This is a genomic window from Streptomyces chattanoogensis (assembly GCF_001294335.1).
Classification (GTDB): Bacteria; Actinomycetota; Actinomycetes; order Streptomycetales; family Streptomycetaceae; genus Streptomyces; species Streptomyces chattanoogensis.
Window position 1 is genome coordinate 80,346 of record NZ_LGKG01000057.1, and the last position, 22,639, is coordinate 102,984.

General features: G+C 71.0%; 20 protein-coding genes. 18 read left to right on the forward strand and 2 right to left on the reverse strand.

The genetic code is table 11. The features are described 5' to 3' along the window. The first annotated feature begins 160 nt into the window (after positions 1-160). The 6 genes from ADL29_RS08715 (at position 161) to ADL29_RS08740 (ending at position 6,817) form a co-directional block, all read left to right on the forward strand. Positions 161-727, forward strand: coding sequence for a DUF4365 domain-containing protein (locus ADL29_RS08715; RefSeq protein ID WP_046928984.1), 567 nt, complete (start codon positions 161-163; stop codon positions 725-727). Continuing rightward, the gene (locus ADL29_RS08720) at positions 727-1,938 is read left to right on the forward strand and encodes a hypothetical protein (RefSeq protein WP_053923126.1); all 1,212 of its coding nucleotides are present in this window, start codon (positions 727-729) and stop codon (positions 1,936-1,938) included. The genes ADL29_RS08715 and ADL29_RS08720 overlap by 1 nt, the downstream gene beginning before the upstream one ends. 137 nt (positions 1,939-2,075) lie before the next feature. Beyond that, positions 2,076-4,058 (forward strand): threonine--tRNA ligase, encoded by a 1,983-nt coding sequence (gene thrS / locus ADL29_RS08725; protein WP_053923127.1) that lies wholly within the window; start codon positions 2,076-2,078, stop codon positions 4,056-4,058. A 111-nt stretch (positions 4,059-4,169) separates the two neighbouring features. Beyond that, positions 4,170-4,727 (forward strand): HIT family protein, encoded by a 558-nt coding sequence (locus ADL29_RS08730; RefSeq protein ID WP_053923128.1) that lies wholly within the window; start codon positions 4,170-4,172, stop codon positions 4,725-4,727. Positions 4,728-4,841: 114 nt separating this feature from the next. Continuing rightward, positions 4,842-5,615 (forward strand): polysaccharide deacetylase family protein, encoded by a 774-nt coding sequence (locus tag ADL29_RS08735; protein WP_078970847.1) that lies wholly within the window; start codon positions 4,842-4,844, stop codon positions 5,613-5,615. Further along, positions 5,615-6,817 carry a YncE family protein gene (locus ADL29_RS08740; protein WP_053923130.1) on the forward strand — a complete coding sequence of 401 codons (1,203 nt, stop codon included), beginning with the start codon at positions 5,615-5,617 and terminating at the stop codon, positions 6,815-6,817. The genes ADL29_RS08735 and ADL29_RS08740 overlap by 1 nt, the downstream gene beginning before the upstream one ends. A gap of 45 nt (positions 6,818-6,862) precedes the next feature. Here the strand turns inward: ADL29_RS08740 and ADL29_RS08745 are convergent, their stop codons facing one another. Both ADL29_RS08745 and ADL29_RS08750 read right to left on the reverse strand, forming a co-directional pair. Further along, positions 6,863-8,530: a hypothetical protein gene (locus ADL29_RS08745; RefSeq protein ID WP_211274276.1), complete on the reverse strand. Its 1,668-nt coding sequence runs from the start codon at positions 8,528-8,530 to the stop codon at positions 6,863-6,865. 165 nt (positions 8,531-8,695) lie between these two features. Next, entirely contained in the window at positions 8,696-10,894 is a 2,199-nt protein-coding gene (locus tag ADL29_RS08750) for an elongation factor G-like protein EF-G2 (RefSeq protein ID WP_053923131.1), read from the reverse strand. A gap of 265 nt (positions 10,895-11,159) precedes the next feature. On the opposite strand from ADL29_RS08750, the gene pgsA reads away from it, so the two are divergent. The 12 genes from pgsA to secD all read left to right on the forward strand — a co-directional run bounded on the left by pgsA (position 11,160) and on the right by secD (position 22,639). Beyond that, positions 11,160-11,819 (forward strand): phosphatidylinositol phosphate synthase, encoded by a 660-nt coding sequence (pgsA, locus tag ADL29_RS08755; protein ID WP_053923132.1) that lies wholly within the window; start codon positions 11,160-11,162, stop codon positions 11,817-11,819. Continuing rightward, on the forward strand, positions 11,816-12,739 hold the full coding sequence (locus ADL29_RS08760; protein ID WP_053923133.1) for a phosphatidylinositol mannoside acyltransferase: 924 nt from the start codon (positions 11,816-11,818) through the stop codon (positions 12,737-12,739). The genes pgsA and ADL29_RS08760 overlap by 4 nt, the downstream gene beginning before the upstream one ends. After that, the gene (locus tag ADL29_RS08765) at positions 12,736-13,896 is read left to right on the forward strand and encodes a glycosyltransferase family 4 protein (RefSeq protein ID WP_053923134.1); all 1,161 of its coding nucleotides are present in this window, start codon (positions 12,736-12,738) and stop codon (positions 13,894-13,896) included. The genes ADL29_RS08760 and ADL29_RS08765 overlap by 4 nt, the downstream gene beginning before the upstream one ends. 321 nt (positions 13,897-14,217) lie before the next feature. After that, positions 14,218-14,763 (forward strand): LemA family protein, encoded by a 546-nt coding sequence (locus ADL29_RS08770; RefSeq protein ID WP_053923135.1) that lies wholly within the window; start codon positions 14,218-14,220, stop codon positions 14,761-14,763. Between the two features lie 153 nt (positions 14,764-14,916). Next, positions 14,917-15,828: a pyridoxal 5'-phosphate synthase lyase subunit PdxS gene (pdxS, locus tag ADL29_RS08775; protein WP_053923136.1), complete on the forward strand. Its 912-nt coding sequence runs from the start codon at positions 14,917-14,919 to the stop codon at positions 15,826-15,828. A gap of 45 nt (positions 15,829-15,873) precedes the next feature. Beyond that, the gene (gene pdxT, locus ADL29_RS08780; protein WP_046928997.1) at positions 15,874-16,476 is read left to right on the forward strand and encodes a pyridoxal 5'-phosphate synthase glutaminase subunit PdxT; all 603 of its coding nucleotides are present in this window, start codon (positions 15,874-15,876) and stop codon (positions 16,474-16,476) included. 86 nt (positions 16,477-16,562) lie between these two features. After that, on the forward strand, positions 16,563-17,315 hold the full coding sequence (locus tag ADL29_RS08785) for a YebC/PmpR family DNA-binding transcriptional regulator (protein WP_053923137.1): 753 nt from the start codon (positions 16,563-16,565) through the stop codon (positions 17,313-17,315). Between the two features lie 331 nt (positions 17,316-17,646). After that, positions 17,647-18,195 carry a crossover junction endodeoxyribonuclease RuvC gene (gene ruvC, locus ADL29_RS08790; protein ID WP_053923138.1) on the forward strand — a complete coding sequence of 183 codons (549 nt, stop codon included), beginning with the start codon at positions 17,647-17,649 and terminating at the stop codon, positions 18,193-18,195. Then, positions 18,192-18,812, forward strand: coding sequence for a Holliday junction branch migration protein RuvA (ruvA, locus tag ADL29_RS08795; protein ID WP_053923139.1), 621 nt, complete (start codon positions 18,192-18,194; stop codon positions 18,810-18,812). Before ruvC ends, ruvA begins: the two co-directional genes overlap by 4 nt. Before the next feature lie 82 nt (positions 18,813-18,894). Then, positions 18,895-19,980, forward strand: a complete 1,086-nt coding sequence (gene ruvB, locus ADL29_RS08800) for a Holliday junction branch migration DNA helicase RuvB (RefSeq protein ID WP_053923140.1) — start codon at positions 18,895-18,897, stop codon at positions 19,978-19,980. 162 nt (positions 19,981-20,142) lie between these two features. Beyond that, a complete protein-coding gene (yajC, locus tag ADL29_RS08805) occupies positions 20,143-20,694 on the forward strand; it encodes a preprotein translocase subunit YajC (protein ID WP_281181795.1) in 552 nt (183 codons plus the stop codon). 151 nt (positions 20,695-20,845) lie between these two features. Continuing rightward, positions 20,846-22,639, forward strand: a complete 1,794-nt coding sequence (gene secD / locus ADL29_RS08810) for a protein translocase subunit SecD (RefSeq protein ID WP_053923141.1) — start codon at positions 20,846-20,848, stop codon at positions 22,637-22,639.

Consider the following 22,639-nt stretch of genomic DNA (forward strand, 5'->3'; position numbering starts at 1 on the left):
ACCCGAGCCGTCCGGTTCTCGAACCGCCCTTCGTCCGGCGGCGTTTGACGGTCATCCGGTGCGGAGACAACCACAGGGACGGGCCGCCTCGTCGGCCGCCCCGGCCGACGCCCCGTCAGCCAGACGCATCGATCGGCACAGCCCGGAAGGCACCCCCGCGATGACGCTCGCGCAGCCCGAACCGGGCGGGCTGCTGCCTCAGCGGATCACCCCGCAGCGCGGCGGACTCGCCACGACTGCCTGCATGGAGACCCTCCAGGTGGGCTATCTGCACGCGATCGCCGCCGCCTCCGGATGCTCCCTGGCGCAGCCCTTCCCGGACAACGGAATCGACTGGCACGTCAGCCACGCCGCGCCAGGCCACACCGTCGACGACGAGGTCACCATCAAGGTGCAGCTCAAGTGCACCTACCAGACCGCCCCCCGCCCACCGGGCCCGACCTTCGCCTTCACGCTCGACAACGACCATCTGGTGAAGCTGGCCCGTACGCCCGTGTCGGTGCACAAGATCCTGGTCGTGATGCTGGTGCCACGGACCCAGGACGACTGGCTGCGGGTGAGCCACGACCGTCTCGAACTGCGCCACTGCTGCTACTGGATCAATCTGGCCGGTCACCCCGTGACCGGCCGGCGCAGGACCACTGTGCGCATCCCGACCACGCGGATCTTCGACGACCGGGCGCTCTGCGAGATCATGACGCGGGTCGGGGCGGGAGGGAGACCCTGATGTACCGGCCGACCGATGAATACGCCGACGACCACGCCGAGGAATACGGAACGCGGCCGCCGGATCCCGCGCAGCTCGACCCGGGGGTGCTCGGCGCGCTGCTGGCCCGGCACGGCTGGCGGCGCCGGGGCGGGGCCGCGGGCCACTTCGCCAGGTGGACGCCGCCCGGCGGGACCGGGGGCACCAGCCTGCTGGTGCCGCACGACCGCCGCTTCCCCGACAGTGCGGAGCTGCTCGCCGAGGCGCTGGCGGCGCTGGCGCACAGCGCCGTCCCGTCCGCCCGCGACGTGCTCATGGGGCTCGCGGCGCCCAGCGACGAGGTGCGCTGGGAGCGGGCGGTCCCGGACGACGGTTCGGCCGCCGCGCACTGGGTGGCCCAGGAGCGGCTGCGCGGCGCGGCCCGCTCGATGCTGATGGCCGGGGCGCTGGGCACCTACGCCCGTGCCGGGTACTACGGCGCCCGGCACAGGCGGCAGGCCGAGGGCTTCCTGGCCGAGGTGCTGGTCGGGCCGGTGTCCGCAGGCAGCCGGCTGACCGCGTTCGTCCCCGTACCGGCCGGGCGCGCCGCGGTCTCCGGGCTGCAGCGGGCGCTGCACGCGGTCCGCGACGCCACCGACTACCAGCGCGCGACCGGCCGGATGGAGGCCTTCGACGCCGCCGTCGAGCTGGGCGTCTGCCATGAGCTGGTGCAGGCGCTGATCGCGCTCGTACGGGATGCGGAGGGGGTGCGGATCGCGGTGGAGTGGTCGCCCGCCGCAGGCACCCCGCCCGGCTTCGCGGCCCGCCCCGAGCCGGTGGAGTTCTCGCCCGGCGATCTGCCCGCGCTCCAGCAGGCCGCCCAGCGGTACGTACGCGAGGAGCCCTCGCTGCCGGTACGGGTGACCGGCGCGGTCGTCCGGCTGCGCCGGGAGCGGCCCGGCGGGCCCGGCACGGTGCGGCTGCGGGTGATCGCCGGGGCCGATGTGGGGCAGGTGCGGGTCATGCTGGGGGAGGAGGACTACCAGATCGCCGGGCATGCCCACCTGGTCGGACTGCCGGTCCGGGTGAGCGGGCGGCTGGAGAGCCGGGGCGGCTTCCGGCGGATCAGCGGCGGCCGTGATGTCACACCCGTACAGGTCGACGAGGCGGAGCGGGACCGGCTGCTGAAGTCGCTGCAGGAGAATCTGGACTTTCTCGAGGAGGCGTGCGGCGGGCCGCTGGACGAGGAGTAGGCAGGAGGGGGAGCGGAACGGACGAGGCGGAGCGGGGTCTGCCGGGCAAACCGTTTCGCGGTCGGGTCGGATGGCTCGGTACGATTCGGCTGCGCAGCAATCGCTGACGTGAAAGAGACATGAGTCAGGAGAGACCGGTGTCAGACGTCCGTGTGACCGTCCAACGCGATTCCGAGCGGGAAGAACGCGTGGTGACCACGGGCACTACGGCCGCCGACCTCTTCCAGGGCGAGCGCAGCGTCGTCGCCGCGCGGGTGGCCGGGGAGCTGAAGGACCTGGCGTACGAGGTGGCCGACGGCGAGGTCGTCGAGCCCGTCGAGATCACCTCCGAGGACGGTCTGAACATCCTGCGGCACTCCACCGCGCATGTGATGGCGCAGGCCGTGCAGGAGCTGTTCCCGGAGGCGAAGCTCGGCATCGGCCCGCCCATCAAGGACGGCTTCTACTACGACTTCGACGTCGAGACCCCCTTCCACCCGGACGATCTCAAGCGCATCGAGAAGAAGATGCAGGAGATCCAGAAGCGCGGGCAGAAGTTCGCGCGCCGTGCCGTCAGCGATGACGCCGCGCGCGAGGAGCTGGTCGACGAGCCGTACAAGCTCGAGCTGATCGGGCTCAAGGGCTCCGCCGCGGACGCCGCCGAGGGCGCCTCCGCCGAGGTCGGCGCCGGGCAGCTGACCATCTACGACAACCTCGACGCCAAGACCGGCGAGCTGTGCTGGAAGGACCTGTGCCGCGGTCCGCACCTGCCCAGCACCCGCGTCATCCCCGCGTTCAAGCTGATGCGCTCGGCCGCCGCGTACTGGCGGGGCAGCGAGAAGAACAAGCAGCTGCAGCGCATCTACGGCACCGCGTGGCCGACCAAGGACGAGCTCAAGGCGTATCTGGAGTTCCTCGCCGAGGCCGAGAAGCGCGACCACCGCAAGCTGGGTGCGGAGCTGGACCTGTTCTCCTTCCCGGACGAGCTGGGGCCCGGCCTCGCGGTCTTCCACCCCAAGGGCGGCGTGGTCCGCAAGGTGATGGAGGACTACGCGCGCCGCCGGCACGAGGACGCGGGCTACGAGTTCGTGAACACCCCGCACATCACGAAGCAGGGCCTCTTCGAGACCTCCGGGCATCTGCCGCACTACGGCGAGGCCATGTTCCCGCCGATCGAGTTCGACGGGCAGAACTACCGCCTCAAGGCGATGAACTGCCCGATGCACAACCTGATCTTCAAGTCGCGCGGCCGGTCCTACCGTGAACTGCCGCTGCGTCTCTTCGAGTTCGGCACGGTCTACCGCTACGAGAAGTCCGGCGTGGTGCACGGTCTGACCCGCTCGCGCGGCTTCACCCAGGACGACTCGCACATCTACTGCTCCAAGGAGCAGATGCCGGAGGAGCTCGACACGCTCCTGACCTTCGTGCTCGACCTGCTGCGCGACTACGGCCTGACCGACTTCGAGCTGGAGCTGTCCACCCGCGACCCCGACTCGGACAAGTTCATCGGCTCGGACGAGGACTGGGAGGAGGCCACCGAGGCGCTGCGCCAGGCGGCCGAGAAGCAGGGCCTCCCGCTGGTCCCGGACCCGGGCGGCGCCGCGTACTACGGGCCCAAGATCTCCGTCCAGGCCAAGGACGCCATCGGCCGGTCCTGGCAGATGTCGACCCTGCAGGTGGACTTCAACCAGCCACGGCGGTTCGGCCTGGAGTACACCGCGGCCGACGGCACCAAGCAGCAGCCCGTCATGCTGCACCGCGCCCTGTTCGGCTCCATCGAGCGGTTCTTCGGCGTGCTGCTGGAGCACTACGCGGGCGTGTTCCCGGCGTGGCTGGCCCCGGTGCAGGCGACCTGCATCCCGATCGGTGATGCGCATGTGCCGTACCTGCAGGAGTTCGCGGCGCAGGCGAAGGCCAAGGGGCTGCGGATCGAGGTGGACTCGTCGTCGGACCGGATGCAGAAGAAGATCCGTAACGCGCAGAAGTCCAAGGTCCCGTTCATGATCATCGCCGGTGATGAGGACATGGCGGCCGGGGCGGTGTCCTTCCGCTACCGCGACGGTTCGCAGAAGAACGGCATCCCGCGCGACGAGGCGATCGCCGAGATCCTGGACATCGTGGAGCGCCGCGTCCAGGTGTGACGCCCGCTGCAGGAGTGCGAGGCCCCGGGGAGCTGTTGGCTCCCCGGGGCCTTCGCGCGGGGCGGCCGATGAGGTCCGCCCCGACGACACGCCGCCGAACGGCGAAGCAATATGCTGGCCCGTATGACAAGCGAGCCGGAACAGCAGATCGGAGTCGGGACCCAGGACGCGTTTCAGCGCCTGTGGACGCCCCACCGGATGGCCTACATCCAGGGCGAGAACAAGCCGACCGGCCCCGGGGCCGACGACGGCTGTCCCTTCTGCACCATTCCCGCGAAGTCGGACGAGGACGGTCTGGTGATCGCGCGCGGTGAGCATGTCTATGCGGTGCTGAACCTGTATCCGTACAACGGCGGGCACCTGATGGTCGTGCCGTTCCGGCATGTCGCCGACTACACCGAGCTGGACGGTCCGGAGACCGTGGAGCTGGCCGAGTTCACCAAGCGGGCGATGACCGCGCTGCGTACGGCGTCCGGGGCGCACGGCTTCAACATCGGGATGAACCAAGGCTCGGTCGCCGGCGCCGGGATCGCGGCCCATCTCCACCAGCACGTCGTACCGCGCTGGGGCGGCGACACCAACTTCATGCCGGTGGTCGGCCACACCAAGGTGCTGCCGCAGCTGCTCGCGGACACCCGGGCGATGCTCGCGGGGGCCTGGCCCGCGTAGCCGGGGTCCGGTGGCCGCCGCGGGCGACACGTATCCCGGCAAACCAGGCATATCACCACAAATTCGGATGGTTGCCTCTCTAATGGTGGGGTGACCTTCCTGGACCGTCGCTCCGTGCTGCGCGCGGCCACCTCGGCCGCGGCCGCCGGTGCGCTCGCCTCAGGCTGCGCCCCGGGCCGTACCGGCTCCCCGGCCGTACGGGTCTCCACCCCGCCGCACACCGGCGGACCCGGCGCACCGCGCCCCGCCCCGGTGTACGCCGCCCGGCCGCCGACCAGGGTGCCCGACGGGCCCGTACAGATCGAGCACGGGCCGCGGGACGGCCGGGCGGTCGCGCTGACCTTCCACGGGCGGGGCGACCCCCGGCTGGCGACCGCGCTGCTGCGCGAGGCTGAACGGGCCGGCGCCCGGGTGACCGTGCTCGCGGTCGGCGACTGGCTGGACGAGCGGCCCGAGATGGCCCGCCGGATCCTCGACGGCGGCCATGAGCTGGGCAATCACACGATGCACCACCGCAATGTCTGCGCGCTGCCGGAGGATGCGGCCTACGCGGAGATCAGCCGGTGCGCGGACCGGCTGCGGCGGCTGACCGGCAGCATCGGCAGCTGGTTCCGCCCCTCCCGGGCCCGGCGGGCCACGGACCTGGTGACCCGGCTGGCACACCGGGCCGGCTACCCCCATGTCCTGTCCTACGACCTGGACTCCCTCGACTCCACCGACCCCGGAGCCGCGGCCGTCCGGCGCACGGTCCTGGACGGGGTCGGGCCCGGCTCGGTCGTGAGCCTCCACCTCGGGCACGCCGGCACGGTGGCCGCGCTGCCCCCGATCCTCGACGGACTCCGCCGGCGCGGGCTGCGCGCGGTGACGACAACGGAGCTAGTGACCTGATGGCTGACCGGAACCGTACCCCCGTCCGCAGATCCCCCCGCCCCGGCCGCCGCACCGCGCTGCTCGCCCTGGCCTGCGCCCTGGTGGCGGGGGGCTGCTCCGGCGGCAGCGGCACCAAGCCCGCGCACAGCCCGCGCCCCGCGCAGCCCTCGGCCGCCAAGGCCGTCGGCCCCGGGCTGCCCGGGATGCCGCCGCTGGTGGACAAGGGCGACCTCTACGCCGCGGACCGGCCCAACAGGCTGGCGCCGCAGGTGCGGGACTTCCCCTCGCGGGTGTACGTGCCCAACACCGGCTCCGACTCGGTCAGCGTCATCGACCCGAAGACGTACAAGGTGATCGAGACGATCCCGGTGGGCGTGCAGCCGCAGCATGTCGTGCCGTCGTGGGACATGAAGACGCTGTGGGTCAACAACAACCGGGGACACGACCTCACCCCGATCGACCCCGCCACCGGGAAGGCCGGCAAACCCGTCAAGGTCCATGATCCGTACAACCTCTACTTCACCCCCGACGGGAAGTACGCGGTCGTGATGGCCTCGATGGACCGGCAGCTGGTTTTCCGGGACCCGCACACCATGGAGGTCCGCAAGACCGTCCCGGTCGGCTGCGCGGGCGTCAATCACGCCGACTTCTCGCCGGACGGGCGGTACTTCATCGTCTCCTGCGAGTTCTCCGGCGAGCTGCTCAAGGTCGACACGGAGAAGATGAAGGTCATCGGCCAGGAGAAGCTGCCGTTCGAGGGCGCGATGCCGCAGGACGTGAAGATCTCTCCCGACGGCCGGACCTGGTACGTCGCCGACATGATGGCCGACGGGGTGTGGGTCCTGGACGGCGACCGCTTCACCAAGCCGCGGCTGCTGCCCACCGGCAAGGGCACCCACGGCCTCTACGTCAGCCGCGACTCGAAGAAGATGTACATCTCCAACCGGGGCGAGGGCTCCATCTCGCTGCTCGACTTCGCGACCGGCGACCTCGTCGACAAATGGCATATCCCCGGCGGCGGCAGCCCCGACATGGGCGGTGTCTCGGCGGACGGCAAGGTGCTGTGGCTGTCCGGGCGGTACAACTCCGAGGTCTATGCGCTGGACGCCCGTACCGGGAAGACGCTCGCAAAGATCCCCGTCGGCCAGGGCCCGCACGGGCTGGCGGTCTATCCGCAGCCGGGGCGGTACTCACTGGGCCACACGGGGATCTTCCGCTAGCGGCGGTCAGCCGGGCGGTCAGCGGCGCCCGGCGGGCGGTGCGTGCTAGGCGTGGTATTCGTCGGCGTTCTTCGGCTCCGCGCCCTGGACCATGCCGCTCAGCACCAGCGAGCGGTTGGTGAAGCGCTCGGTGTCCACGCCGTTCTCCTTCAGCACGCTCATGGCGGCGGAGTGCACGACCCGCAGCACCGGGGTCGCGGCGCGCAGCGCGTCATCGGCCATGAAGCGGTGCCGCCAGGGCTTGTCGGCCCAGACATGGCGCAGGCCGAACGGCTCGGGGAGGGTGAGCTTGCCGCCGAGGAAGTCCAGGACCGGCGGGAACCAGGTGAGCGGGGCGCGCGCGGCGAGGCGGACGACCTCGTCGGAATCGATGAGCGGAAGCGTGATCTTCTTGGTCTCCCAGAACCTGACGGTCTTGGCGACGTCCTTGGTCTTGGGCTCCGGCTTGCTCGTGAACAGGCCGTTGACCGGCCCCAGGGCATGACCGGTCACCTCGATGCGCAGCGTCTCGTGCAGGACCGTGACGGTGATCATCAGCGTGAGCACCAGCTGGCCGTCCCACAGCACGAACTGCACCCCGAGATAGTGGCGGTTGCCGGCGCCGAACTGCTGCTCGTTGCAGATCCGCTCTATTTCGTGCGGGCGGATCTGGAAGGCGTCGGTGTCCGTGCCGTCCGGACGGGCGACCGCACCGGCCTTCTCGCCGACCGGCGAGACGATCCAGTGGCGTACCGACGGTGCCGGGAAGCCGCCGGTGTGCAGCGGGGAGCGCTCCAGCAGGCGCAGCCGGTCGTGGATCACCCGGACGACGTCCCAGCTGCGGAAGGGGTGGATCTCGGTGCCTTCCTCGGCGGGCACGAGCTCCTCGGCGAGCTGCCAGCTGCCCCAGCGGGTGCCCATGCCGAGTATCCCCTTGGGGCCGGCGTAGAAGACGACATTGCTGTGCTGCTCGGCGGTGACCTTGGCGAGATTCTGCCGGAGGGTCTCGGCGGCGGTTTCGTTCGGGTCCTGGGGCACCGCCTCGGGGATCTTGGCGGCCACCCCGCCGCCTTCGAGCAGCCCCTTCCAGGCCTCCCGCATCGTGACCGCGGCCTTCTCGCAGATCTGCTTGGCCCACCACCAGCCGACCACCGGGGCGACGGCCATGGCGCGGAAGTACAGCGGCCAGAAGCCGTTGAGCGGCAGCTTGACCATGAAGAAGAGCGCGGCACCCGCCAGCACCGTCAGCAGCGCCCCGCCCAGCAGCGAGAGGCCGTTGCCCTCGCCGTCCTTCGAGAGCATCTTCTTCAGCTGGAAGGCACCCAGCCACAGCAGCACACCGGGCAGGAACAGCAGCCCGAACAGCACCATGACCAGCGTCAGCCGGGCGTCCCGCTGCTTGCGCAGGCGGGTGGCGGACAGACAGTGCTCGACGATGGCCTGCGGTTCGGTCCCGAAGGACTGGATGAGCGCCTTGCGGCCGCCGCCGAGCATCCGCACCTGTACGGCGCGGGAGTACGCCTCGCCGAGGTTGGGCGCGAACAGCGACAGCTTCGGCTTCTTGATCTCGGACTTGTGGGCGTCGGAGTCGGCCTTGGAGATGTCGGAGAGCGGGCTGTCGCGATAGGCGGCCGAGGCCAGCGCCTGGGTCGCGGCCGTCTGCCCGGCGCCCCCGGAGAGCGGCACCTGCGCCCCCGGACTGAAGTCAAAGCCGTCTGCCACTACCGCCCCCATCACCGCGCGCATCCGATGATGCGGCTCTTTCCCGACTACCGCTCACGGCACACCTGCTGAGCCGGTGACCTCCGGATCTCAGCGTACAGCCGCCGTCCAGCCCAAGGGAGTTGAGCCGGACAGCGGCTGATGCACCGTCAACTGTGCGCGTGTTGACGCGCCCGCCTATGCGCCGTTCGCGGACTCCTCCCGCATCTTGTCGGCGAGCTGCGGCGGCATCGGCTCATGCCGGGCGTAGCTGCGGGTGAAGCGGCCGGTGCCGTGGGAGAGGGAGCGCAGATCGATGGCGTAGCGGCTCAGTTCGATCTCGGGGACCTCGGCGCGTACGAGGGTGCGGCCCGCCCCGGACTGCTCGGTGCCCACCACCCGGCCGCGGCGGCCGGACAGATCGCTCATCGCGGGGCCGACGAAATCGTCCGGAATCAGTACGGTCACCTCGGCGACCGGTTCCAGCAGATCGATCCGGGCGTCGGCGGCCGCCTCCCGCAGCGCCAGCGCGCCGGACTTCTGGAACGCGGCGTCCGAGGAGTCAACGGAGTGCGCCTTGCCGTCGAGCAGCGTGACGCGGATGTCGACGAGCGGGTACCCGGCGGCGACCCCGCGCGCGGCCTGGGCGCGTACGCCCTTCTCCACGGACGGGATGAACTGCCGGGGCACCGCGCCGCCCACCACCTTGTCGACGAACTCGATGCCGGAGCCGCCCGGCAGCGGTTCGACGGTGATCTCGCAGATCGCGAACTGGCCGTGCCCGCCGGACTGCTTCACATGGCGCCCCCGGCCCGAGGCCGCTTCGCCGAAGGTCTCCCGCAGCGCCACCTTGTGCGGCACCGTGTCGACCTGCACGCCGTACCGCGAGCGCAGCCGCTCCAGCGCCACGTCGACATGCGCCTCGCCCAGACACCACAGGACCATCTGATGGGTGTCCGGGTGGTGTTCCAGCCGCAGCGTGGGGTCCTCCGCCACCAGGCGGGACAGGCCCAGCGAGAGCTTGTCCTCGTCGGCCTTGCTGTGGGCCTCGATGGCGATGGGGAGCAGCGGGTCCGGCATCGTCCAGGGCTCCATCAGGAGCGGTGCGTCCCTGTCGGAGAGGGTGTCGCCGGTCTCGGCGCGGGTCAGCTTCGCGACACACGCCAGATCGCCGGCGATCGCCCGGGACAGCGGGCGCTGCTGTTTGCCGAACGGGGCGGACAGGGCGCCGATCCGCTCGTCGACGTCATGGTCCTCGTGCCCGCGGTCCTCCAGGCCGTGCCCGGAGACATGCACCGTCTCGTCGGGGCGCAGCGTGCCGGAGAAGACCCGTACGAGTGAGACCCGGCCGACGTAGGGATCGGAGGAGGTCTTGACCACCTCGGCCGCCAGCGGGCCGTCGGGATCGCAGGCCAGCGCCTCGCGGGGGCCCCCGTCGATGCCGGTCACGGCCGGTGCCTCACGCTCCGCGGGCGTCGGGAAACCCCCGGTGATCAGCTCCAGCAGCTCCACGGTGCCCAGCCCCTGCTTCGCGCCGTCACCGGCCGGTGCGGCGGCCAGTACGGGATGGAAGGTGCCCCGGGCGACCGCCGTCTCCAGATCGCCGATGAGCGTCTTGATGTCGATCTCCTCGCCGCCCAGGTAGCGGTCCATGAGGGACTCGTCCTCGCTCTCGGCGATGATCCCCTCGATGAGACGGTTGCGGGCCCGCTCGATCAGCGGCAGCTCGTCCTGTGTCGGAGCCCGCTCGACCCGCTCGCCCGAGGAGTGGTCGAAGACCCGCTGGGACAGCAGCCCGATCAGGCCCTTGACCGGGGCGTGGCCGTCGGCGCCCGGTGTGCCGTACAGCGGCAGGTACAGCGGCAGCACCGCGTCCGGATCCTCACCCCCGAAGGTCTCACGGCACCGCTCGGTCATCTCGTCGAAGTCGGACCGGGCCGCCTCCAGGTGGGTGACGACCAGGGCGCGCGGCATGCCGACCGCCGCGCACTCGTCCCAGACCATCCGCGTCGCACCGGCGACCCCATCCGCCGCCGAGACGACGAAAAGGGCCGCGTCCGCTGCCCGCAGACCGGCCCTCAACTCCCCGACGAAATCGGCATAACCGGGGGTGTCCAGCAAATTGATCTTGACGCCGCCCCAGTCGACCGGGACCAGGGACAACTGGACGGAACGCTGCTGGCGGTGCTCGATCTCGTCGTAATCGGACAGACACCCGCCGTCCTCGACCCGGCCCGCCCGGTTGACCGCGCCGGATGCCAGCGCGAGGGCCTCGACCAGGGTCGTCTTCCCCGAGCCGCTGTGGCCGACCAGCACCACATTCCGCAGGGCCGTGGGCCGGTCGGCCGCGGGTGCCCTTCCGGCGGCTCCCGGGTTCGTACTCGATTTCTCGCTCATGTGTCTCGCCTCCAGGTCGACACTTTGCGGTGATTCGAGCTTTCCACCGAGGTCACCATGCGTCCATACAAGGCGCACCGCACGATCCCGGATCCCGCCGCCGGACAGGCCCGGGAATGCGCCGGGAGGCGCGCGGCGAAGCGGTCGCGCTGTGCGTTGCACCCGGCGCCGCGATGCGTTCGCGGTGGCCGGTGGCCGCCTGGCTACGATGGGCCAGCCGGTGGCCCCTTGACCGCACGGCCCGTATCGACCTCCGGGAAAGGCCATGCTGAACAAGTACGCGCGTGCGTTCTTCACGCGTGTTCTCACACCGTTCGCCGCCCTGCTCATCCGCCTCGGGGTCAGCCCGGACGCAGTCACCCTCGTCGGCACCGGAGGTGTGGTGGCCGGCGCACTGATCTTCTACCCGCAGGGCGAGTTCTTCTGGGGCACGGTCGTCATCACCCTGTTCGTCTTCTCCGACCTGGTCGACGGCAACATGGCGCGCCAGCTGGGCCGCTCCAGCCGCTGGGGCGCCTTTCTCGACTCCACCCTCGACCGGGTCGCCGACTCGGCGATCTTCGGCGGGCTGGCCCTGTGGTACGCCGGGGGCGGCAACGACCTGGTGCTCTGCGCGATCGCGATCTTCTGCCTCGCCAGCGGCCAGGTGGTCTCGTACACCAAGGCGCGCGGCGAGGCCATCGGCCTGCCGGTGGACGTCAACGGCCTCGTCGAGCGCGCCGAGCGGCTCGTCATCTCCCTCGTTGCCTGCGGCCTCTCCGGACTGCACGCCTTCGGCGTCCCCGGCGTCGAGATCCTGCTGCCGATCGCGCTGTGGATCGTCGCCCTCGGCAGCATCGTCACCCTCGGGCAGCGCGTGGTGACGGTACGCCGCGAATCGGCCGAGGCCGACGCCGTCGCAGCACAAGGGGGAAACAGCGCATGAGGATCACCGACAGGCTCACCGACGCGCTCTACGGATTGGGCTGGAGCAGCGTCAAGAAGCTGCCCGAGGACGCCGCCGTACGCCTCGGCCGCCGTATCGCCGACACGGTCTGGAAACGCCGCGGCAAGGGCGTCCGCCGCCTGGAGACCAACCTCGCCCGCGTCGTCCCGGACGCCTCCCCGCAGCGCCTCGCCGAGCTCTCCCGGGCCGGTATGCGCTCGTACATGCGCTACTGGATGGAGTCCTTCCGCCTCCCGGCCTGGAGCAAGGACCGCATAAGGAACGGCTTCGTCCCCGAGGACGTACACCACCTGACCGACGGCCTGGCAAGCGACCGCGGCGTCATCCTCGCCCTGCCCCACATGGGCAACTACGACCTCGCCGGCGCCTGGGTCACCACCAAGCTCAACACCCCCTTCACCACCGTCGCCGAGCGCCTCAAGCCCGAATCGCTCTACGACCGCTTCGTCGCCTACCGCGAGGGCCTGGGCATGGAGGTCCTGCCGCACACCGGCGGCGCCGCCTTCGGCACCCTCGCCCGCCGGCTGCGGGCCGGCGGCCTGGTCGCCCTGGTCGCCGACCGCGATCTGTCCGCCTCCGGGATCGAGGTCAAGTTCTTCGGCGAGGCCGCCAAGATGCCCGCCGGCCCCGCGATCCTCGCCCTGCAGACCGGGGCGATGCTGCTGCCCGTCACCCTCTGGTACGACGAGACCGCGGTCATGAAGGGCCGCGTCCACCCGGAGATCGAGGTGCCGGAGACCGGCACCCGCAACGAGAAGGCCGCCGCAATGACCCAGGAACTCGCCGACGCCTTCGCCTCCGGCATCGCCGACCACCCCGAGGACTGGCACATGCTGCAGCGCCTGTGGCTCGCCGACCTGGAACCCCGCGACGAGCCCCGGACGGAGCCCACCGCATGAGAATCGGGATCGTCTGCCCCTACGCCTGGGACGTCCCCGGCGGCGTCCAGTTCCACATCCGCGACCTGGCCGAACACCTCATCCGCCGGGGCCACGAAGTCTCCGTCCTGGCCCCCGCCGACGACGAGACACCCCTCCCTCCCTACGTCGTCTCCGCCGGCCGCGCCGTCCCCGTCCCGTACAACGGCTCGGTCGCCCGCCTCAACTTCGGCTTCCTCTCCGCCGCCCGGGTCCGCCGCTGGCTGCAGAACGGCGCCTTCGACGTCATCCACATCCACGAACCGGCCTCCCCCTCGCTGGGCCTCCTCGCCTGCTGGGCGGCCCAGGGCCCCATCGTGGCCACCTTCCACACGTCCAACCCGCGCTCCCGCGCCATGATCGCGGCCTATCCGATCCTCCAGCCCGCCCTGGAGAAGATCAGCGCCCGCATCGCGGTCAGCGAATACGCCCGCCGCACCCTCGTCGAACACCTCGGCGGCGACGCCGTCGTCATCCCCAACGGCGTCGACGTCGACTTCTTCGCCAGGGCCGAGCCCCACCCCGCCTGGCAGGGCCGGACCATCGGCTTCATCGGCCGCATCGACGAGCCCCGCAAGGGCCTCCCGGTCCTCATGAAGGCCCTCCCCAAGATCCTCGCCGGGGTCCCCGACGCCCGCCTCCTGGTCGCCGGCCGCGGCGACGAGGAAGAGGCCGTCGCGAGCCTCCCCGCCGAACTCCGCTCCCGCGTCACCTTCCTCGGCATGGTCACCGACGAGGACAAGGCCCGCCTCCTGCGCAGCGTCGACCTCTACGTGGCCCCCAACACCGGCGGCGAATCCTTCGGCATCATCCTCGTCGAGGCCCTGTCGGCCGCCGCCCCCGTCCTGGCCAGCGACCTCGACGCCTTCGCCCAGGTCCTCGACCAGGGCGAGGCCGGCGAACTCTTCGCCAACGAGGACGCCGACGCCCTCGCCACCGCCGCCGTACGCCTGCTGAACGACCCGTCCCGCCTGGCCGAACTCCGCGACCGGGGCAGCAAGCACGTCCGCCGCTTCGACTGGTCGACGGTCGGCGCCGACATCCTGGCCGTCTACGAGACCGTGACGGCGGGCGCGGCATCCGTCGCCACGGACGAACGGGTGGGCCTGCGGGCAAGGTGGGGACTGGCCCGCGACTGACCCGGCAATCCGCCCCGCAGCAACAGACATACGCGAGCCCCCACCCTCCCACCCACCACAACGGGGAGGCGCCGGGCTGTAGCGGCGGAGCCGTGTAAGCGCGGTGCCGCTGCCGAACAGCCCCGCGCAGCGGCACCGCCCGCCGCAGGCGCAACGGCGAGAAGGAACCGCGGCGGGACGGCCGACAGCGTACGGCCCGGGCCAAGCGCAGCGGAGGGGCCGCAGGCGCAACGGCGAGAAGACACCGCGGTGGGAAAGCCGACAACGCACGGCCAAAGCCAAGCGCAGCGGCACGGCAGCGGACCGGTAATCTCCCCCCGCGTGACCACCTTCATCTGGATCGCGGCCGCGATCGTCCTCATCGGCGTCTATCTCAGCTGGACGGCCGGACGACTCGACCGCCTCCACGCCCGCATCGACGCCGCCAGGGCGGCCCTCGACGCCCAGCTCCTCCGGCGCGCCTCCGTCGCGCAGGAGCTCGGCACGTCGGGAGTCCTCGACCCCGCCGCCTCCATCGTCCTGTACCAGGCGGCCCACGAGGCCCGCCAGTCCGAGGACGACCACCGCGAGGTCGCGGAGAGCGAGCTCAGCCAGGCGCTCCGCGCGATCTTCGCCGAGGACGCCCAGCTGGAAGCCGTACGGGAGGCCCCCGGCGGTGAGCAGACGGTCACCGAACTCACCGCGGCCGTACGCCGCGTCCCGATGGCCCGCCGCTTCCACAACGACGCCGTACGGGCCGCCCGGGCGGTCCGCCGGCACCGGGTCGTGCGCTATCTTCGCCTCGCGGGCCATGCGCCGTTCCCGCTGGCCTTCGAAATGGACGACGAGCCGCCGGCGGTGCTGGACGACCGCTCGTCCGGCTCCTGAACCGGCCTTCGAATCGTTCGCCGAGCCGGCCCCGCTCCGGCACCCGTGGGTGCGGCACGAGCCACCCACCTTGAATTGGCCCTTTTCATGGCGTCTGCGCAAACGGTTGTGTGGGCGCCACGCACAACCACCCGCAATGAGTGAGGTCAAACCGTGTCCAGCACGCCCACCACGCCCCAGACCCCGGAGACCGGAACCGCGCGCGTCAAGCGCGGAATGGCCGAGCAGCTCAAGGGCGGCGTGATCATGGACGTCGTCACGCCGGAAGAGGCGAAGATCGCCGAGGACGCCGGCGCCGTCGCCGTCATGGCCCTCGAGCGCGTCCCGGCCGACATCCGCAAGGACGGCGGCGTCGCCCGTATGTCGGACCCGGACATGATCGACGGCATCATCGACGCCGTCTCCATCCCGGTCATGGCCAAGTCCCGCATCGGCCACTTCGTCGAGGCCCAGGTCCTCCAGTCGCTCGGCGTCGACTACATCGACGAGTCCGAGGTCCTCACCCCGGCCGACGAGGTCAACCACTCCGACAAGTGGGCCTTCACCACCCCCTTCGTCTGCGGTGCCACCAACCTGGGCGAGGCCCTGCGCCGGATCGCCGAGGGCGCCGCCATGATCCGCTCCAAGGGCGAGGCCGGCACCGGCAACGTCGTCGAGGCGGTCCGTCACCTGCGCCAGATCAAGGGCGAGATTGCCAAGCTGCGCGGCTGTGACAACAACGAGCTGTACGCCGCCGCCAAGGAGCTGCGCGCGCCGTTCGAGCTGGTCAAGGAGGTCGCCGAGCTCGGCAAGCTGCCGGTCGTGCTGTTCTCCGCCGGCGGTGTGGCCACCCCGGCCGACGCCGCGCTGATGCGCCAGCTCGGCGCCGAGGGCGTCTTCGTCGGCTCCGGCATCTTCAAGTCCGGCGACCCCGCCAAGCGCGCCGCCGCGATCGTCAAGGCCACCACCTTCTACGACGACCCCAAGGTCATCGCGGATGTCTCCCGCAACCTGGGCGAGGCCATGGTCGGCATCAACTGCGACACCCTCCCCGAGGCCGAGCGCTACGCCAACCGCGGCTGGTAACACGCAGGACCAGGACGCACGTAGGAACAGGACGTAAGAACGCAGATGAGCGAGCTGAGCACCCCCACCATCGGTGTGCTGGCCCTCCAGGGCGACGTCCGCGAGCACCTCAAGGCGCTCGCGGACGCCGGCGCCCAGGCGCGGCCGGTGCGCCGTCCCGAGGAGCTGGCCGAGGTCGACGGCCTGGTCATACCCGGCGGCGAGTCCACCACCATGTCCAAGCTGGCGATCGTCTTCGGCATGCTCGAGCCGCTGCGTGCCTTCGTGGCGGCGGGCAGGCCGGTCTACGGCACCTGCGCCGGCATGATCATGGTCGCGGACAAGCTGCTGGACGCCCGGGAGGACCAGGAGACTTTCGGCGGCGTCGACATGATCGTGCGCCGTAACGCCTTCGGGCGGCAGAACGAGTCCTTCGAGGCGGCCATCGACGTCGCCGGCATCCCCGGCGGACCCGTCGAGGGCGTCTTCATCCGGGCGCCCTGGGTCGAGTCGGTCGGCGCCGCGGTCGAGGTCCTGGCGACGTACGACGGGCACACGGTGGCCGTCCGGCAGGGTAACGTCCTGGCCACGTCGTTCCACCCGGAACTCACCGGCGACCACCGGGTCCACGGCCTGTTCGTGGAGATGGTGCGCAGCGCGGCCCGGTGACTCGGCTGAGTAACACCCGGTGATCCAGCCCCGGTAGGATCGATGGCGTTCGTTTCAGAAGTGGGTTACGCGAAGGAGACAGGCGGATGTCCGGCCACTCTAAATGGGCTACGACGAAGCACAAGAAGGCCGTGATCGATGCCAAGCGCGGCAAGCTCTTCGCGAAGCTGATCAAGAATATCGAGGTCGCGGCGCGCACCGGTGGCGCCGACGTCGACGGCAACCCGACTCTCTTCGACGCCATCCAGAAGGCGAAGAAGAGCTCGGTCCCCAACAAGAACATCGACTCCGCGGTCAAGCGCGGCGCGGGTCTCGAGGCCGGCGGCGCCGACTACGAGACCATCATGTACGAGGGTTACGGCCCCAACGGTGTGGCGGTGCTCATCGAGTGCCTCACCGACAACCGCAACCGCGCCGCCTCGGACGTCCGCGTCGCGATGACCCGTAACGGCGGCTCGATGGCCGACCCGGGTTCGGTGTCGTACCTGTTCAACCGCAAGGGCGTGGTGATCGTCCCCAAGGGCGAGCTGACCGAGGACGACGTCCTGGGCGCGGTCCTGGACGCGGGCGCCGAGGAAGTCAACGACCTCGGTGAGTCCTTCGAGGTGCTCAGCGAGGCCACCGACCTGGTCGGGGTCCGTTCCGCGCTCCAGGAGGCGGGCATCGACTACGACTCGGCCGACGCCAACTTCGTCCCGACCATGCAGGTCGAGCTGGAGGAAGAGGGCGCGCGCAAGATCTTCAAGCTGATCGACGCGCTGGAGGACAGCGACGACGTGCAGAACGTCTTCGCCAACTTCGACGTCTCGGACGATGTCATGGCCAAGGTGGACGCCTGAGAACGGGCCCATCACGGCTGACGCACACGGGCCGACGGGGATCACACCCCGTCGGCCCGTCGCGTTCCCGGGGCCGGTCCCGGTCCTGGCCCCGGTGCCGCGCGACGGGCGGTGCCACCGGATTGTCAGTGCCACCCGCTACTGTGCTGAGCAGGGGATCTTCCGTCCCCCCGTGGGGGAGCGGCGGGCCGAAACGGTACGGCAGATACCCCGCAGGTACGACAGCACCAAGCAGGCACGGCAGGTCCCGGGCAGACACGGCAGGCACCGGGCAGGCACGGCAGGTGCCGGGCAAGTACGGCATCAGGTACGGCATGAGGGGAGGGGCACCGTGAAGGTGCTCGGGGTGGACCCGGGGCTGACGCGCTGCGGGGTCGGCGTGGTGGAAGGGGTGGCGGGGCGCCCGCTGACGATGGCCGGAGTCGGGGTCGTACGGACCCCCGCGGACGCCGACATCGCACACCGCCTCGTCCTCATCGAGCAGGGAATAGAGGCCTGGCTCGATGAACACCGCCCCGAATTCGTCGCCGTGGAGCGGGTGTTCAGCCAGCACAACGTCCGTACGGTCATGGGCACCGCCCAGGCCAGCGCGGTCGCCATGCTCTGCGCCGCGCGCCGCGGACTGCCGGTCGCGCTGCACACCCCCAGCGAGGTCAAGGCCGCCGTGACCGGATCCGGGCGGGCCGACAAGGCGCAGGTCGGCGCGATGGTGACGCGGCTGCTGCGGCTCGACGCACCACCGAAGCCGGCCGATGCCGCCGACGCCCTCGCCCTCGCCATCTGTCACATCTGGCGCGCCCCCGCGGTCAACCGCCTCCAGCAGGCGCATGCCGCGGCCCGCCGCGCCGCTCCCGTACGCACGCCGAAGGGCACCCGATGATCGCTTTTGTCTCCGGCCCGGTCGCGGCCCTGGCTCCCGACTCCGCCGTCGTCGAGGTCGGCGGTATCGGCATGGCCGTCCAGTGCACGCCCAACACCCTGTCCGGGCTGCGGGTGGGGGAGCAGACCAGGATCGCCACCTCGCTCGTCGTCCGCGAGGACTCGCTGACGCTGTACGGATTCGCCGACGACGACGAGCGCCAGACCTTCGAGCTGCTGCAGACCGCCAGCGGCGTCGGGCCCCGGCTCGCCCAGGCCATGCTGGCCGTGCACTCCCCGGACACACTGCGGCTGGCGGTCGCCAACGGGGACGAGAAGACGCTGACCGCCGTGCCGGGCATCGGCAAGAAGGGTGCGCAGAAGCTGCTGCTCGAGCTCAAGGACCGGCTCGGCGCACCGGTGGGCACGAACCGGGCGGGCGTCGGCGCCGCCGTCACGTCCGGCTGGCGCGATCAGCTGCATGCCGCGCTGATCGGCCTCGGCTATGCCACCCGCGAGGCGGACGAGGCGCTGGACGCGGTCGCCCCGCAGGCCGAGGCGGCGCTCGCCGACGGCACCCAGCCGCAGGTGCCCAAGCTGCTCAAGGCCGCCCTGCAGACCCTGAACCGCGCGCGATGACATCTGCCGGACGGGCCCCGCGCCCCCGACCGTACGACCACCCCGGCGGCCCGGCCGCCCCGACCCCGCGAGGCAATCCGCAGTGAACTGGGACGAGACCGAGGAGACCGACGGCGCGGCCGCCGGCGGGCCCGAGCGGCTGGTGGCGGCCGACGCCGACGGCGAGGACACCGCCGTCGAGGCCGCGCTGCGCCCCAAGGACCTGGAGGAATTCGTCGGCCAGGAGCGGGTGCGCGAACAGCTCGACCTGGTGCTGCGGGCCGCCCGAGCCCGCGGCGCCACCGCCGATCACGTCCTGCTCTCCGGGGCGCCGGGCCTGGGCAAGACGACCCTCTCGATGATCATCGCGGCCGAGATGGGCGCCCCGATCCGGATCACCTCCGGCCCCGCCATCCAGCACGCCGGCGATCTCGCCGCGATCCTCTCCTCCCTCCAGGAGGGCGAGGTGCTCTTCCTCGACGAGATCCACCGGATGTCGCGGCCCGCCGAGGAGATGCTCTATATGGCGATGGAGGACTTCCGGGTCGACGTGATCGTGGGGAAGGGGCCGGGTGCCACCGCCATTCCCCTCGAACTCCCGCCGTTCACCCTGGTCGGCGCCACGACCCGGGCCGGTCTGCTGCCGCCCCCGCTGCGCGACCGCTTCGGCTTCACCGGCCATATGGAGTTCTACGCCCCGGCCGAGCTGGAGCGGGTCATCCACCGCTCGGCGGGCCTGCTGGACGTCGACATAGCGCCGGAGGGCGCCGCGGAGATCGCCGGCCGCTCCCGCGGCACGCCCCGTATCGCCAACCGTCTGCTGCGCCGCGTCCGCGACTACGCCCAGGTCAAGGCCGACGGGGTGATCACCCGCGAGACCGCCTCCCAGGCCCTCGATGTCTACGAGGTCGACGGCCGCGGCCTGGACCGCCTGGACCGCGCCGTGCTCACGGCGCTGCTCAAGCTGTTCGGCGGCGGCCCGGTGGGCCTGTCCACGCTGGCGGTCGCGGTGGGGGAGGAGCGCGAGACCGTCGAGGAGGTCGCCGAGCCCTTCCTCGTACGGGAGGGACTGCTGGCCAGGACGCCGCGCGGCCGGATCGCCACGCCCGCGGCCTGGACGCACATGGGGCTGGTCCCGCCGCAGCAGCAGCCGGGTGCGGGCGGGCAACAGGGACTGTTCGGACCGTGACGGCGCGGAGAGTCGCCCGGTCAGGAACTGCGGTGCGATGCTGAGCGTTGTTCCTGTGGTGGGGACTCGCTTAGACTCCGCCGATGCCGTCCGTACGGACCGGCATACCCACCCCCGTATATCAGACCGCGGACCAGCGGTCGTGCGAAGGATGTCCGTCCCGTGCCCAGTAGTATCGTGACTCTCCTCCCCTTCATCGTCCTCATCGGGGCCATGTTCCTGATGACCCGGTCGGCCAAGAAGAAGCAGCAGGCGGCGCAGCAGATGCGCAACGAGATGCAGCCTGGCACCGGCATCCGGACGATCGGGGGCATGTACGCCACCGTCAAGGAAATCCACGAGGACTCCGTCCTCCTGGAGGTGGCACCGGGCGTGCACGCCATTTACGCCAAGAACGCCATCGGCGCGGTGCTCGCCGATGACGAGTACAACCGCATCCTGGACGGCGCCGACCCGATCAAGACCGATGAGCCGGTCGTTCCGGACGACGCCTCGTCGCTGACCGGCGCCATCGCGGATGAGGACACCGACCAGGCCAAGGCCGACAAGATCGACCTGGGTAAGGACGCCCCAAAGGCCGACGACGCCGAGCAGCCGGCCGCCAAGGCCGACAAGGCCGACAAGGACGCCGACGCCGATGACGCGAAGGACGCCGCCAAGGCCGACGCGGAATCCGCCGAGGAGGACAAGAAGTCCGGCGGCGAAGCGAAGTAGTCCGCCCCCGAGGGAACCGCGCTGCGCCGCGCGTACGGCGCACCGCGGTTCCATGACGGTCTAGGCTCCGGCGGGGGGCACGTCCCCACAAGACTTCGTGGCCGCTCGGCAACACCCGAAGCCGAGGGGTTGGACAGGGAGATACGAGAAGGTGGCAGCACCGAAAAAGGGCCGCAGGGCGCCCGCCGGCCAAGGGCATCCGGGCCGCACCCTGGTCCTGGTCCTGATCGCGATGATCGGGCTGGTCGGCGGGATGTTCTATTACGGCCATCTGACGCCGCGGCTGGGCATCGACCTGGCGGGCGGCACCAGCTTCACGCTGGCGGCCAAGAACCAGCCGGGCAAGCCCAACGCGATCAACGAGACCAATATGAACACCGCCGCCGACATCATGGAGCGGCGGGTCAACGGTCTCGGTGTGTCCGAGACCGAGGTCCAGACGCAGGGCAGCGACCACATCATCGTGAACATCCCCAAGGGGACGGACGCGAAGCAGGCCCGCCAGCAGGTCGGCACCACCGCTCAGCTCGGCTTCCGGCCGGTGCTGACCATCGCCGCCGGCGCCAAGACCCCCGAGCCCAAGCCCAACCCCTCCAAGAGCGGCAGCAGCGGTAAGGATGGCCAGGACAAGGGAGCCAAGGGCGAGCAGGCCACGGGCAAGCAGGGCACCCAGCAGAAGGCCTCGCCCTCGGCGACGCCCGACGCCAAGCCCACCGCACAGGGCCGCGCGGTCACGGACTCCCTGAAGAAGGCACCGTCCGCCAAGCCCACCCCGTCCGGCTCCCCGTCCGGCAAGCCCTCCAAGCAGCCTCCGGTGCCGCCCACCGGTGACGGGGGCATCCCGCAGGCCCTCCAGAAGCAGCTCGACGCGCTGGACTGCTCCACTCCGCAGGGCCGCGCCCTGGCCGGCACCAAGGCCGCCGGCACCAGGCCCGCCGATCCGGTCGTCGCCTGCAGCCAGGACGGCCGGCAGAAGTACGCGCTCGGTCCGGTCGCCGTCGAGGGCATGGACGTCAGCTCCGCCAAGGCCGTCTTCGACAACGACACGGCCCAGGGCTGGATCGTCCAGATGGACTTCACCTCCGAGGGCGGCAAGAAGTTCGCGGACATCACCGGCAAGCTCGCCAACAAGATGCAGCCGCAGAACCAGTTCGGGATCGTCCTCGACGGCGCGGTCGTCTCCGCTCCGTCGGTCAGCAAGGCGATCATGGGCGGCAACGCCACCATCTCCGGCGGCTTCACCCAGCAGTCCGCCGAGGACCTGGGCAACATGCTGTCGTACGGCGCCCTGCCGCTCTCCTTCAAGATCGACGACGAGACCACGGTCACCGCGGCGCTCGGCGGTGAGCAGCTGCACGCCGGTCTGCTCGCCGGTGCGATCGGCCTCGGACTGGTCGTCATCTACCTGATCGCCTACTACCGGGGGCTGTCGCTGGTAGCGCTGGCGAGCCTCCTCGTGTCGGCCATACTGACGTACGCGATCATGACGTTGCTGGGCCCGGCCATCGGGTTCGCGCTGAACCTCCCGGCGGTCTGCGGCGCCATCGTCGCCATCGGTATCACCGCCGACTCGTTCATCGTCTACTTCGAACGCATCCGGGACGAGATCCGCGAGGGCCGCACCCTGCGCCCGGCCGTCGAGCGCGGCTGGCCCCGTGCCCGCCGGACGATCCTGGTCTCCGACTTCGTGTCGTTCCTGGCCGCCGCGGTGCTGTTCATCGTCACCGTCGGCAAGGTGAAGGGCTTTGCGTTCACGCTCGGTCTGACCACCCTGCTCGACGTCGTCGTGGTCTTCTTCTTCACCAAGCCGCTGATGACGCTGCTGGCCCGGCGGAAGTTCTTCGCCGACGGCCACCCCTGGTCCGGTCTCGACCCCAAGCGCCTGGGCGCCAAGCCGCCGCTGCGCCGCCGTCGCACCGCCCCCACCCAGACGAAGGAGGCGTGA

What these genes read in the sequence shown, in the direction of transcription:
- ADL29_RS08720 (WP_053923126.1), top strand. Translation starts at nt 727, where the DNA reads ATGTACCGGCCGACCGATGAATACGCCGACGACCACGCCGAGGAATAC.
- pgsA (WP_053923132.1), top strand. Translation starts at nt 11,160, where the DNA reads ATGCTGAACAAGTACGCGCGTGCGTTCTTCACGCGTGTTCTCACACCG.
- pdxT (WP_046928997.1), top strand. Translation starts at nt 15,874, where the DNA reads ATGAGCGAGCTGAGCACCCCCACCATCGGTGTGCTGGCCCTCCAGGGC.
- ADL29_RS08765 (WP_053923134.1), top strand. Translation starts at nt 12,736, where the DNA reads ATGAGAATCGGGATCGTCTGCCCCTACGCCTGGGACGTCCCCGGCGGC.
- ADL29_RS08785 (WP_053923137.1), top strand. Translation starts at nt 16,563, where the DNA reads ATGTCCGGCCACTCTAAATGGGCTACGACGAAGCACAAGAAGGCCGTG.
- ADL29_RS08715 (WP_046928984.1), top strand. Translation starts at nt 161, where the DNA reads ATGACGCTCGCGCAGCCCGAACCGGGCGGGCTGCTGCCTCAGCGGATC.
- ruvA (WP_053923139.1), top strand. Translation starts at nt 18,192, where the DNA reads ATGATCGCTTTTGTCTCCGGCCCGGTCGCGGCCCTGGCTCCCGACTCC.
- ADL29_RS08745 (WP_211274276.1), bottom strand. Translation starts at nt 8,530, where the DNA reads ATGGGGGCGGTAGTGGCAGACGGCTTTGACTTCAGTCCGGGGGCGCAG.
- ADL29_RS08750 (WP_053923131.1), bottom strand. Translation starts at nt 10,894, where the DNA reads ATGAGCGAGAAATCGAGTACGAACCCGGGAGCCGCCGGAAGGGCACCC.
- ADL29_RS08730 (WP_053923128.1), top strand. Translation starts at nt 4,170, where the DNA reads ATGCTGGCCCGTATGACAAGCGAGCCGGAACAGCAGATCGGAGTCGGG.
- ADL29_RS08760 (WP_053923133.1), top strand. Translation starts at nt 11,816, where the DNA reads ATGAGGATCACCGACAGGCTCACCGACGCGCTCTACGGATTGGGCTGG.
- ADL29_RS08740 (WP_053923130.1), top strand. Translation starts at nt 5,615, where the DNA reads ATGGCTGACCGGAACCGTACCCCCGTCCGCAGATCCCCCCGCCCCGGC.